Source organism: Campylobacter sp. RKI_CA19_01122, from assembly GCF_025771325.1.
GTDB lineage: Bacteria > Campylobacterota > Campylobacteria > Campylobacterales > Campylobacteraceae > Campylobacter_D > Campylobacter_D lari_D.
This window is the reverse complement of record NZ_JAKMPZ010000001.1, coordinates 93,520-105,751: the sequence shown is the minus strand read 5'-3', so window position 1 is coordinate 105,751 and position 12,232 is coordinate 93,520. Positions and strand designations below refer to the sequence as shown.

General features: G+C 28.8%; 13 protein-coding genes. 5 read left to right on the top strand and 8 right to left on the bottom strand.

Annotated features, from left to right (window positions below):
• Positions 1–102 precede the first annotated feature (102 nt).
• The 5 genes from L8U37_RS00545 (at position 103) to L8U37_RS00525 (ending at position 8,017) form a co-directional block, all read left to right on the top strand.
• Entirely contained in the window at positions 103–2,439 is a 2,337-nt protein-coding gene (locus L8U37_RS00545; RefSeq protein ID WP_263728321.1) for an autotransporter domain-containing protein, read from the top strand.
• A gap of 144 nt (positions 2,440–2,583) precedes the next feature.
• Positions 2,584–3,318 (top strand): flagellar type III secretion system pore protein FliP, encoded by a 735-nt coding sequence (gene fliP / locus L8U37_RS00540; RefSeq protein WP_133318758.1) that lies wholly within the window; start codon positions 2,584–2,586, stop codon positions 3,316–3,318.
• 65 nt (positions 3,319–3,383) lie between these two features.
• A complete protein-coding gene (locus L8U37_RS00535; RefSeq protein ID WP_263728320.1) occupies positions 3,384–5,132 on the top strand; it encodes a bifunctional anthranilate synthase component I family protein/class IV aminotransferase in 1,749 nt (582 codons plus the stop codon).
• Positions 5,129–5,695 (top strand): anthranilate synthase component II, encoded by a 567-nt coding sequence (locus L8U37_RS00530; RefSeq protein ID WP_263659065.1) that lies wholly within the window; start codon positions 5,129–5,131, stop codon positions 5,693–5,695. The genes L8U37_RS00535 and L8U37_RS00530 overlap by 4 nt, the downstream gene beginning before the upstream one ends.
• A 126-nt stretch (positions 5,696–5,821) precedes the next feature.
• A complete protein-coding gene (locus L8U37_RS00525; protein ID WP_263728319.1) occupies positions 5,822–8,017 on the top strand; it encodes an autotransporter outer membrane beta-barrel domain-containing protein in 2,196 nt (731 codons plus the stop codon).
• Between the two features lie 52 nt (positions 8,018–8,069).
• On the opposite strand, the gene L8U37_RS00520 is transcribed toward L8U37_RS00525, so the two are convergent.
• From L8U37_RS00520 to rpsP, 8 genes are read right to left on the bottom strand one after another with little or no spacing between them, the layout of a single operon-like run.
• On the bottom strand, positions 8,070–8,399 hold the full coding sequence (locus L8U37_RS00520; protein WP_263665222.1) for a Spx/MgsR family RNA polymerase-binding regulatory protein: 330 nt from the start codon (positions 8,397–8,399) through the stop codon (positions 8,070–8,072).
• Positions 8,393–9,733: a class II 3-deoxy-7-phosphoheptulonate synthase gene (locus tag L8U37_RS00515; RefSeq protein WP_263659063.1), complete on the bottom strand. Its 1,341-nt coding sequence runs from the start codon at positions 9,731–9,733 to the stop codon at positions 8,393–8,395. Before L8U37_RS00515 ends, L8U37_RS00520 begins: the two co-directional genes overlap by 7 nt.
• A gap of 53 nt (positions 9,734–9,786) precedes the next feature.
• Complete coding sequence (locus L8U37_RS00510; RefSeq protein WP_243705616.1) at positions 9,787–10,140, bottom strand: cupin domain-containing protein; 354 nt, start codon at positions 10,138–10,140, stop codon at positions 9,787–9,789.
• A gap of 1 nt (position 10,141) precedes the next feature.
• Entirely contained in the window at positions 10,142–10,498 is a 357-nt protein-coding gene (gene rplS / locus L8U37_RS00505) for a 50S ribosomal protein L19 (RefSeq protein WP_012661698.1), read from the bottom strand.
• A gap of 11 nt (positions 10,499–10,509) precedes the next feature.
• Positions 10,510–11,214 (bottom strand): tRNA (guanosine(37)-N1)-methyltransferase TrmD, encoded by a 705-nt coding sequence (gene trmD / locus L8U37_RS00500; RefSeq protein ID WP_133318752.1) that lies wholly within the window; start codon positions 11,212–11,214, stop codon positions 10,510–10,512.
• Positions 11,211–11,735: a ribosome maturation factor RimM gene (rimM, locus tag L8U37_RS00495; protein WP_133318751.1), complete on the bottom strand. Its 525-nt coding sequence runs from the start codon at positions 11,733–11,735 to the stop codon at positions 11,211–11,213. Before rimM ends, trmD begins: the two co-directional genes overlap by 4 nt.
• A complete protein-coding gene (locus L8U37_RS00490) occupies positions 11,725–11,970 on the bottom strand; it encodes a KH domain-containing protein (RefSeq protein WP_043019956.1) in 246 nt (81 codons plus the stop codon). Before L8U37_RS00490 ends, rimM begins: the two co-directional genes overlap by 11 nt.
• Before the next feature lie 2 nt (positions 11,971–11,972).
• Positions 11,973–12,200 (bottom strand): 30S ribosomal protein S16, encoded by a 228-nt coding sequence (rpsP, locus tag L8U37_RS00485; protein ID WP_012661702.1) that lies wholly within the window; start codon positions 12,198–12,200, stop codon positions 11,973–11,975.
• Between the last annotated feature and the right edge of the window lie 32 nt (positions 12,201–12,232).

Below are 12,232 nucleotides of genomic sequence, written 5' to 3'. Positions count from 1 at the left end.
TAGTTGTTATTTGTTTTTTACAGATTTTCATTTACTTTAAACTTAAATTTATGGGGGGGGGTATAATGCTTTTTTCAATTTAAATTTACAAGGAGTAATCAAATGAAACTTTCTTATTACACAAGTAAAGTTTTAATGGGAGTTAGCATTAGTGCTTTATTAAGCAGTGCTGCTTTAGCTCAAGAGATAAATCATGGAAATTTTTCTGATTTTTTTAACTATAAAGATGGAATTTGGAGTTTAGATTCTAAAGAAAATATAGAATTAAAAATAAGTCCTTCAGATATTCAATCATACTACGGTGGAGAAAATCATGATAAGCCTATAAATGAATTTAACATCAAAACAAGTGGCGTTTTAACCATAGGATCTGATTCAGACTGGATAGATGTAGGTAGCACTTCAACTAATGAAGCAAAATATGATTTATATAGTGTTAATTTAGAAGCAAAAGAAATCATTTTAAATTCTGATAGAGCTACCTTAGAAGCAAATAAAGCTTTTAATATAAAAGGAAATGTTACGCTTAATGGTAGCTCACCTATAACAGGTAACAATATAAATGATTGGGAGCTTGATAGACCTAGTTTAGATGTATGGAATGGATATGGCGAAAAAGATGGCTATATGAGCATACAAGGAAATTTAAATGTAAATAATTCTTTTATTGGTATATTTGATGCAAATAAAAAAGGTGGCTTAATCTCTGTAGATGGAGATGTAAATATAAAAGATTCAGCTATAGGCATAAGCACAAATAGTGTTTCAAATTTAGGTATAAACAACTATGTAGCTATAAAAACTACAGGTAGTTTTAACCAAGATATAGATAAAAACTTAGTAACGGCACTATATACTAAAGATATAACAAGCATGCTTGAAACAAGCAATTTACTACCAAAAAATGTATTTTTTGAAGATACTGATTTGGCTCAATTTACAGATTATAAACTTAGTGTTTCTAATGATGGCAAAAGTCTTTTAATTAGCGGTGGTGCTAATGAAAATGTAAGAGATTTATCAAAAATATTAAAATCTGAAATTGATATTAGAAAAGAAGCCTTAGATACTTTTGAGAATATAAAAAAGAATATAGAATATGATGAAGAATATAACAAAAATTCCTACCAAAAACCAGGATATATTGGCGATGATGCTATGCTTGAAGCCATAGCACAAGCAGAAAAAGAACTGCAAGAACGAATTAAAAAATTAGAACAACAAATCCAAGATATACAAAATAATGGTGGAAAATTTGATGGTAGTGATTTAGTTGAAAATATGAAAGATGTTAGCTTAGAAAATAAAAATTTAGCTGTAAATATGCTAAATAGTATTTTAGATTCTAAACTTAGCAATGATGCTATCGCAGCACTCACTCTAGATACCACAGGAAAAAATCTAAACACACTTACCACAAATACAAAAGCAAGTGCAAAAGCTATAGTAAATAATGCTCAAAATTCTTCTGTTAATTCATCTATAGGTGTAGCAAATGACCTAGCAATTGGAACAAGAATAGCAAAACTTTCAAATCCTTATCAAGATAAAACTTTAGTAGAAAAATTTGCTACAACCCATATAGCAGCACTAGCAAGCGATGTTTATAATTATTATGGAAATTCTTCATTTAATAATAGCTTTTGGGGTAATGTTTTTGGTGGTGCAAATATCATAGATGGAGATAGTGGTGCTTTATATGGATTTACACTAGGTGCTGATAGAAAAATCAATGATAATGCTTTGCTTGGTTTTTACTTTACTTATGCTGATTCAACTATCAAAGATGGAGTTATGGAACAAAAATCAGATAACTATCAATTTGGTATTTATTCTTTAATTAATCCAAACGATCAATGGGAAATTAATCTAAGAGCTTACGGGCAAATTTCTCCAACAGATCAAAGTGTTGTAATGTTAAATGATTCTAATAAGGCTGATTTTGATAGTAAATTCTTTGGTTTAAGTGCTAATACTGGTAGAATTTTTAATCCAAATTCATCATCATTATTCATCAAGCCTTTTGCTGGTATAAATTACTACTACGCACACACTCCAAGTTATAAAGAAAGTGGTATGTTTGCAAAAGATGTTCAAAGTATGACAAATAATTCCATATCTTTAGAACTTGGTGCTGAATTTAGAAAATATATGAGCGAAACATCGTATTTATTTATCACTCCAAAAATAGAACAATATGTAATGAATAATGGAGATGATTATATAGCTGGATTTGTTGGATCAAATTCAAATTTTATCATCAAAGGTAATGATAAGAAAAAAACTTATGGACAAATCATCATAAGTGGAAATGTAGATATTAGTGAGCAATTTAGCCTAAATGCAGGTGTTGGAACTAAACAAATACTAGCTGGTAAAACAGATGGTAAAAATGAAACTTATGTAAGTGGTCAAGTAGGTTTTAAATACAAATTCTAAAAAAATATTTTTTGAGAAACTCCTAAATGCTAGAGTTTTTCACTCTAGCATTTTAAAAATAAACCATTAATTCAATCATATAAATTGCATTTTTAAGAGTAAAATTGCTAAAATAATGCTTTTAATTTTAACCAAGGAAATATTTTGAGGGTTTTACTAGTTTTATTTTTATCAAGCCTAGCTCTTTTTGGCGCTGAAGCAACTATACCAACTGTAAATTTAAGCCTTAGTGCCCCAAATAGCCCTCAACAGCTCGTAACAACTTTAAATATAATTATAGTTTTAACTATACTAGCACTTGCTCCAACTATCATCTTTGTAATGACTTCATTTTTAAGACTTATAGTAGTTTTTTCTTTTCTAAGAACTGCTCTTGGCACACAAACCATGCCTCCAAATACTATCTTAGCGACACTAGCTTTGATTTTAACTTTTTTTATTATGGAACCTGTTGCTACAAAATCATACAATGAAGGCATAAAACCCTATATTGCTGAACAAATAGGCTATGAAGAAGCCTTTGCTAAAGGCGTTAAACCTTTTAAAGATTTCATGTTAAAAAATACCAGAGAAAAAGACTTAGCACTTTTTTATAGGATCAGAAATTTAGAAAATCCAAAAACCATAGATGATGTTCCTTTAACGGTTTTAGTGCCTGCTTTTATGATAAGTGAACTCAAAACTGCTTTTGAAATAGGCTTTTTACTTTTCTTACCATTTTTAGTTATTGATATGGTAGTAAGCTCAGTGCTAATGGCTATGGGTATGATGATGTTACCACCTGTTATGATTTCCATGCCTTTTAAATTGCTTATTTTTGTTTTGGTAGATGGATGGAATTTGCTTATACAAAATCTCGTCAAAAGCTTTTTAACTTAGCAATTTAGAGCAAAAATATGTGTATTATTAGCTTTATTTGTATTTTTCCAAATCAAAGATTTTAAATGGCATTTGCTATATTTGGAAAATACCTTTATGATGATCTTGCCTTCACTCTTAAAGCTCACACTCAAAAAGAAAGTAAAAAAGCTTTTAAAATCATAGAAAAATATAAAAATCAATATTATTTTTTAGGCTATATTCAATATGAATTCTATAAATATCTAGAAGATAAAAATTATAAAAGCAAAGAGCCTTTTTTATATTTTTTTGCTTTTAAATCAAAAAAAATCTTTACAAACGAAGAAAAAAATTTAGACTTTTATCCAAGTTTTTCATCCAATTTAAACCAAGAAAAGTATTTTGAAAACTTTGACAAAGTCAAAGAAGCCATAGCTAAAGGTCAAAGTTATCAAGTTAATCTTACTCAAGAACTACATTTACAATCAAATCTTAATGTGTATGAGAGTTTTTTAAGCCTTTATCCTAAGCAAAATACCCCCTATAAAGCTTATATGAAAAATGAATTTTTAGAATTGGCTTCATTTTCACCTGAACTTTTTTTTAAAATCAAAAATAAAAAAATCATCACAAAACCCATGAAAGGCACAATCAAACGCTCAAATAATCCAAAAGAAGATGAAAATCTAAAAAACTTTTTAAAATGCGATGAAAAAACTATTAGCGAAAATGTAATGATAGTTGATTTATTACGCAATGATATTTCAAAACTCATCAAAAAACATTCTTTAAAATGCGAACTTTTTAAGGTTAAAACCTACCCTACCTTACACCAACTCATTTCAAAAATAAGTGGGAAATTAAAGCCAAAAAATGATTATTTTAAAATTTTCAAAGCCCTTTTTCCATGTGGATCTATCACAGGTGCACCCAAAATAGAAACTATTAAACTCATAGAAAATTTAGAGCAAAGAAAACGCGGGATTTATTGTGGAGCGATAGGTTTAATCCATAAAGATAAAGCAAAATTTAGCGTAGCCATACGCACTTTAGAGAAAAAAAATAATGATGATTTTTTAAGATATGGTGTGGGAAGCGGACTTGTATGGGACTCACAAAAACAAGATGAATTTGAAGAATTAAAACTAAAAAGTAAAATTTTAAAACCTAACTTTTATCTATTTGAAACAATGTATTATAAAAATCATTCTATTTTATTTTTCAAAGAACATTTGACAAGAATTTTAAACTCAGCTAATTTTTTTGGCTTTGATACTCAAAGATTAAAACATGATTTTAAAAATATACTAGAGAGTAAAGATAAAAAATTCCATTTTAAATCTTTACAAAATTTTAACAATTTTGTTTTCAATCATCATCATTTTTTTACAAAAAGTAATTTTACTCAAAAATGCTCAAAGGCTATTAAATTAAAACTTTTTAAAAATGGCCTTTATGAGTTTGATTTTAGCAATATACAAGAAAATTCAAGCAAAAAACTACTCATAAGTAAAGACATCATAAAAGTAAATCTTTTAACACACCATAAAACTTCTCTGCGTAGTTTATATGAGGCAAATTCTCATCTATGGAAAGAAAATATTTGCTATGACATAGTTTTTTTTGATGAAAAAGGCATACTTTGTGAGGGTTCAAGAAGTAACATTATTATAAATTTAAATGATGAGTATTTTACCCCTTATGCTAAAAACTGCCTAAATGGTATTTATAGACAAACACTCTTAAAACACAAGCTCATCAAAGAAAAAGATATCACTAAAGATGAGCTTTTAAATGCTAAAGAAATTTATGCTATTAATTCTTTAAGAGGCTTAAAAAAGGTATTTTTGTGAAAGTTTTGATTATAGATAATTATGATTCTTTTACCTACACCATAGCCTTTTATTTAAAAGAATTAAACATTACTTATAAAATTATTAAAAACGATAAATTCAAAAATCCAAAAAAGCTTAAAAAATATGATTTTACCCATCTTCTAATCTCCCCTGGACCAAATTCTCCAAAAGAATCAAAGTTAAGTTTAAAAGCTATAAAATATTTTAAGAAAGATAAAAAAATTCTTGGAATTTGTCTAGGACACCAATGTATAGCACATGTTTTTGGTGGTAAAATTTCTAAACTTCCAAACCCAACTCATGGTAAGGTAAAAACTATAAAATTTAAACCAAACCCACTTTTTAAAAACCTTGAGCAAAATTTTAAAATTTGTTTATATCACTCTCTTTATGTCAGTCATATAGGCAAAAAATGTGAAATTTTAGCCCATAGTGAAGATAATATCATCATGGCTTTAAAACATAAAAAATACGATATTTATGGAGTTCAATTCCACCCTGAAGCCATACTGAGTCAAAATGGCAAAAAGCTACTTAAAAACTTTCTTACTTTGCAATAATCTAATATTTATATTTTTTTCATTTACTTTAAACTTAAATTTATGGGGGGGGGTATAATGCTTTTTTCAATTTAAATTTACAAGGAGTAATCAAATGAAACTTTCTATTACACAAGTAAAGTTTTAATGGGAGTTGGTATTAGTGCTTTATTAAGCAATGCTATCTTAGCACAAGAAATTACCATAACAGATGACACTATGAAAAATTATTTTGAAACCAGTGATGGTCAAAATTTCAATCTAAAACAAGAACATACCAATCAAGACTTAACTATAAATCTCACAATGACAGACCTAGCTAATGCTATAGCTAACGATGAATTTAAAGATCTCTCAAGAGTAAATATTAACTTAAATTCTAATAATCTTACTTTGAAAAATACTTCCGAAGGTGCTAGTTATGTAACAAACTATACCATTAATGCTAAAAAAACTGAGGCAACAGATGTGATATTTCAAAGCTTAGATGGAAAATCCATCGTAAATGGAGATTTTAGCATAAAAGGTTCATCTAATCCTACAGATGGTGTTTTAGATGATATAAAATCTTCAGCTATTTTAATCGCTGATGGGCATGGCCTACAAGGTTCTCTTGAAGTAAATGGAAATTTTACAGCAGATAAATCTACTCTATTTACCATAGGTGGTAATAAAAGTCAAAACCACATACAAGTAAATGGTAAAGCAAATATCACAAATTCAAACTTTTCCATAGGAACAACAAGCTTTGGTGATTTGGCTTTAAATAATTATGTTTTCATGAGTGCAAGCGAAGGATTTAATGAAGATATAACAAGCTCAAACAAAGCTAGTGCAAACATAAGTAAAAATTTTGAAAACATTGTAGGTATGAGTAGCAAAGATTTAGGACTTGATTATGAAATTGTAAGAGCTATAGATGTAAAAGATTTTGTTGATTATGAACTTTCTACAAAAGATAATAAGCTTTTAATTAGCGGTGGCGCAAATGAAAATGTACTTAATAATAAGAAAGTCTTAGAAAGTGATAAAAAATATCTAGAATTAATTAAAACTGATTTAGAAGATGCCAAAGATGAAGAAGGTGTTAATATAGAAAAAATAGATGAAGCCATTGCAAAAATTGATGAGCAAATAAAGCAAATTCAAGATATGATTAGCAATGCTGAAAGTGGAATAATCTCTAATGATGATTATATTAAAAACGATTCTAGTGTTTCAGCTTCTAACAAAGACTTTGTTTCTAAAATTTTAGATGGACTTATACTCGGTAAAGATTTAAATGCAATAGGTAGTATTAAATTTGATAAAGTCGGGGAACAAGTAGCAAATGATATAAAAGATTCAGCTAAATCTATCTCAAATGTAAATCAAGCCTCATCGGGTATAAACTCGACTATCAATGTATCAAATGATGTATCTATAGGTTCTCGTGTAGCTATGTTAAATAATCCTTATGGAAATTACGCTACAAAATTATCTCAAATAAGATTTGCTACTAATGATTATAGAGGAAATTATGTTGATAATTATAATAACAGCATTTGGGGTAATGTAATAGGCGGTGCAAACATCATAGATGGAGATAGTGGTGCTTTATATGGAGCCACTATAGGTATGGATAGAAAAATCAATGATGATGTTATTATTGGTGCTTATTTTACTTATGCAAACGCTGAAATAAAAGATAATCTTTTAACCCAAAAATCAGATAATTTCCAATTTGGTGCTTATTCTAATATCCATATAAGTCCAAAGGTAGAAGTTAATGTTAAGGCTTATGCTCAAATTTCTCCAACAGATCAAGATATTGTAAATAGAGGATTTAACACTACAAATAGTGCTGACTTTAATAGAAAATTCCTTGGTTTGAGTGCTAACATGGGATATATTTTTGATTTTAGTAATAATACCTTATTTATCAAACCTTTTGCCGGAGCAAACTACTACTATGCACATACCCCAAGCTATAAAGAAAATGGAATTGCAGGAAAAGATGTCAATAGCGCTAGTAATAATTCTATTTCTTTAGAACTCGGTGCTGAATTTAGAAAATATATGAGCGAAACATCATATTTATTTATCACTCCAAAAATAGAACAATATGTAATGAATAATGGAGATGATTATGTAGCAAGTTTAAATGGAGTAGCACTACCTAGCGTAAAAAGTGATGATAAGAAAAAAACTTATGGACAAATCATCATAGGTGGAAATGTAGATATTAGTGAGCAATTTAGCCTAAATGCAGGTGTTGGGGCTAAACAAATACTAGCTGGTAAAACAGATGGTAAAAATGAAACTTATGTAAGTGGTCAAGTAGGTTTTAAATACAAATTCTAAAAAAATATTTTTTGAGAAACTCCTAAATGCTAGAGTTTTTCACTCTAGCATTTTAAAAACTCTCATATTCTTTAGCTATAAAAACTTCATCATCTTTTACAATTAATGGGCGTTTTATAAGCGTTGGATTTTGCAAAATCATCACTTTAATTTCATCTTGGTTTAAATTTTGAAGTTTTTCTTTATTTAACCCTAATTTTCTAGCACTCATACCCGCTGCATTTACAAGCTCTAAAACACTCCTTTTACTAAGCCAAAAATTTAAAGTTTCTTCATCTAGCTTTTTAATATCTAAAAATTCAAATTCAATTTGCTTAGAATTTAAATAATCCATGGCCTTTTTAACACTATTACAATTTTTAATACCATAAAATTTTAACATTTTCTTGCCTTTTTAACTAAGTCTGCTATGATAAATGCTAATTCTAAAGCTTGGTCAGCATTTAATCTTGGATCACATTGTGTTTCATAGCGTTTAGAAAGTTCTTCTTGAGTGATATTTAAAGAGCCTCCTACACATTCTGTTACATTTTGCCCTGTCATTTCCAAATGTACCCCACCAGGATACACTCCTTCACTCATAGCTATCTCAAAAAACGCACGCACTTCTTGAATAATTTTATCAAATTCTCTTGTTTTAAAATTACCTGATTTAACCGTATTTGCATGCATAGGATCTATGCTATAAAGTATATTAAACCCTTCTTGTTTTAACTCTTTAAATAATTTTGGCAAGGCATTTTCTATCTTATCACATCCCATACGGATGATGAAATTTAATCTTCCTGCTTCATTATGTGGATTTAAAATACTTACTAGCTTTTTTATCTCACCTAAATCATAATTAGCGCTAAGCTTAACACCGAGTGGATTTTTTACTCCACTTAAAAAATGCACATGTGCTTCATCTGCTTTTCTAGTACGCTCGCCTATCCAAAGCATATGTGCTGAACAATCATAAATTTCCCCGCTTAAACTATCTACTCTAGTTAAAGCTTCTTCATAAGGCAAAAGCAAGGCTTCATGAGAAGTATAAAAGGCTGTTTGAGAAAGATTTGGGGTATCAGTGATACCACAAGCTTGCATAAAAGCTAAAGCTTGAGTGATTTTTTCACTAAGTTCATTATATTTTTTCCCAAGCTCTGCTTTTTTTAAAAAACCCAAATTCCACTTATGCACTACTCTTAAATCTGCTAAACCACCTCTTGAAAAAGCTCTTAATAAATTTAAAGTTGTAGCACTTTGATAATACGCTTCTAGCATTCTTTTAGGATCAGCTATCCTTGATTTTTCATTAAATTCAAAACCATTAATAATATCCCCACGATAACTTGGAAGTGTTACTCCATCTACTTCTTCAAAATCACTACTTCTTGGCTTTGCAAATTGTCCTGCAACACGCCCTACTTTAACAATAGGACAAGATCCTGCAAAAGTAAGTACTATGGCCATTTGAAGCATAACTTTAAACATATCTCTTATATTATCAGCACCAAAATTTACAAAACTCTCTGCGCAATCTCCTCCTTGGAGTAAAAATGCTTGAGAATTTACAACATTAGCAAGGGATTTTTTTAACTTATCTACCTCACCTGCAAAAACAAGTGGTGGTAATTTTTCTAATTTTTTAACAACATCTTGTAGTTCATTTTCATCAGGATATTGCGGCTGTTGCTGAATTTTATAATTTTTCCAAGAATCTTTAGTCCATTTCATAGCTTAACTTCCTAATTTTAAGTAAGCTAAAATTATACAAAATGAGACTTAAATTAAGATTTCAAAACACTCTCAACGCGTTCAAGGCTATCTTGTTTATATAGAGTTAAACGCACTATAGAATCTTCTAGTGCTAAAAGATTATGAATTTCATTAGCTTTTAAACTAATGCTATCTAAAGATTTAAGTAGAATTTGCTGATTTAAAACTCCAAAATCAATAGAGCCTTTTAATACTTGTATAGTAATATCAAAAGGTGCTTTATGATCTTTCATAAAGCTATCCTTTGACATATTTATGCATATTTCCTTAGCATAAGCATTTTCTATTTTTTTAGATATATTTATGCCATTTTCAATTTCTTGTTCCCAAGAAATTACTTCATGCATTTGAGTTCTAAATTTCATTTTATTTTTTAAGTTCTTTAATACGAGCAGCCTTACCTCTTCTATCTCTTAAATAGAATAATCTAGCACGGCGTACACGACCTCTTCTTAATACTGTAATACTTTCTAAACTTTCACTATAAATAGGGAAAATTCTTTCAACACCTACATTATTAGCACCTATTTTACGCACAATGAAAGTTTCATCTACACCATTTCCTCTACGCGCTATACAAATACCTTCAAAATTTTGAATTCTTGTTTTATCGCCTTCTTTAATGCGAATAGCAAGTCTTAAAGTATCTCCAGCACGAAATTCTGGAACATTTTTACCTTCAATTTGTTTTTGCTCAAATTGCTCAATGTATTTATTTTTCATAACGATATTCCTTAAAATTTGCGTTCATGCTTTTGATACAAATCAGGACGAAAATATTTCGTTTTGCAAGACGCCAAAGTAGTTTTTAAAGCTGTAATTTTAGCGTGATTTCCCTTTAAAAACTCTGAAGGAACATAAAATTTTTTATTTTCCTTTTCAAAAACAAATGGCTTAGAAAATGATGGTGCTTCTAATAAATCATTTTCAAAACTTTCTTCACTTAAACTTTCACTATTTCCAAGAACATCTTGAATATTTCTACTAATAGCATCACACATCACCAAAGATGCTAACTCTCCACCTGTAAGTATAAAATCTCCTATAGAAAACACTTCATTAGCAAATTCTTCCACAATACGCTCATCTAAACCCTCATATCTACTACATACAAAACAAATATGTTCTTTGACACTTAATCTTTTAGCATCTATTTGCTTAAAAGTTTTAGCACATGGTAAAAGAAAAATAAAATGCGTATTTTTATCTTGGCTTTTAATATGCGTTAAACAATCATATAAAGGCTGAGCTTGTAATAAAAGTCCCGCACCACCGCCTATTTTATAATCATCTACTTTTAGATGTTTATTTGTAGTAAAATTTCTAGGATTAACAAAATCAAATTCTAAAATTCCTTTTTCTTTTGCCCTTGCCAAAATAGAAGTTTTAAAATAAGGCTCAATAAGCTCTGGGAATAAACTTACAAAAGTATATTTCATGAATTTTCTAAAATATCTAAAGCAGATTGTGTGAATATTTTTTTATTTTCTATATCAACTTTTTGAATATATTTATCAACATAAGGAATATAAAAGTTTTTAACCTTTGTCTGTAGTTTTTCATCGCATTTTATACAGAATAAAAATCCAGCTCCATTTTCTAAAATATCTTCAACTATACCTAATTTTTGTTCATTTTCAAAAATTTCACAGCCTATAATATCAAAATAAAAATACTCATCTTTTTTTAACTTACAAGTTTCTTTTGTAGTTTTTATGCTTTGAAATAGTGTAATATTAGTTAGTTTTTTTGCAGATTCTAAATTCTCAAAATCTTCAAATAAAACCAAAGATCTTGTTTTATCGAAAGCTTTTATGGTGTAAATTTTTTGATTACCATCAAAAAATTTAGCACCTGCTTTAAACTGCTCATAAAAATCACTTAAATTATGTAATTTTACATAACCTTTCAAACCAACACTTTTCCCAAGTTTAGCAACTTGGACCAAATCATTCTTCAATAGCTTTTACCGTTATACGATATGAAGTTGCATCTTTAACTTTATAAGCCATAATAACTGTTTTTATTGCGTTGATTAATTTCCCGTTTTTTCCGATCAACTTACCAGTATCAGTTGGATCAACATAAATGATAATTTCAGCAAAATTGTTTTCTAAATTTTGTTTTTGTATATCAACTTTTTCAGGAAAATCAACAATTAATTTTGCGTATTCTCTTAAAAAATTTTCAACCATTTTTATTTGCTTGTAATAGCTGCTACTCTATCGCTTAATTTAGCACCTACGCTCTTCCAATAAGCTAAACGCTCAGCATCAAATTTTACTACTTCAGGTTCAACCATAGGATTATAATATCCAATGCTTTCTATCCAACTACCATCGCGTCTTTTTCTACTATCAGTTACAACTATACGATAAAATGGTCTTTTTTTGCGTCCCATTTTTGTAAGTCTGATTACTGTCATTTTAATACTCCTAAAAAAATTAAAATTTTGTT